This is a genomic window from Thalassotalea fusca (assembly GCF_053485835.1).
In genome coordinates, this window is record NZ_JBQRUN010000059.1 from 1 (window position 1) to 381 (window position 381).

A 381-nucleotide genomic window follows, 5' to 3' on the forward strand; every position below is an offset into this window, starting at 1 on the left:
AGGCATAGACAGCTAGGAGGTTGGCTTAGAAGCAGCCATCCTTTAAAGAAAGCGTAATAGCTCACTAGTCGAGTCGGTCTGCGCGGAAGATGTAACGGGGCTAAACTATGCACCGAAGCTGCGGATTAGGACGTATCACTTAAGCTATTTAAGACTAACGTTTTCCTCCTTTGTTTTATAAAGGAAAACGGTCAAGCCCACCCGAACGTTGAGTCGGTAGGTGAAGTCAAAGAGATACCTTAAGGATACGTCCTAGTGGTAGGGGAGCGTTCTGTAAGCCGTTGAAGGTGTGTTGAGAAGCATGCTGGAGGTATCAGAAGTGCGAATGCTGACATGAGTAACGATAATGGGGGTGAAAAACCCCCACGCCGAAAGACCAAG

The 381-nt window shown here is 47.8% G+C and carries 1 rRNA gene; it reads left to right on the top strand.

Annotation, left to right across the window (positions count from 1 at the left end):
* Positions 1–381: ribosomal RNA gene (locus tag ACSLUK_RS20025) — 23S ribosomal RNA — on the top strand; the annotation flags it as partial.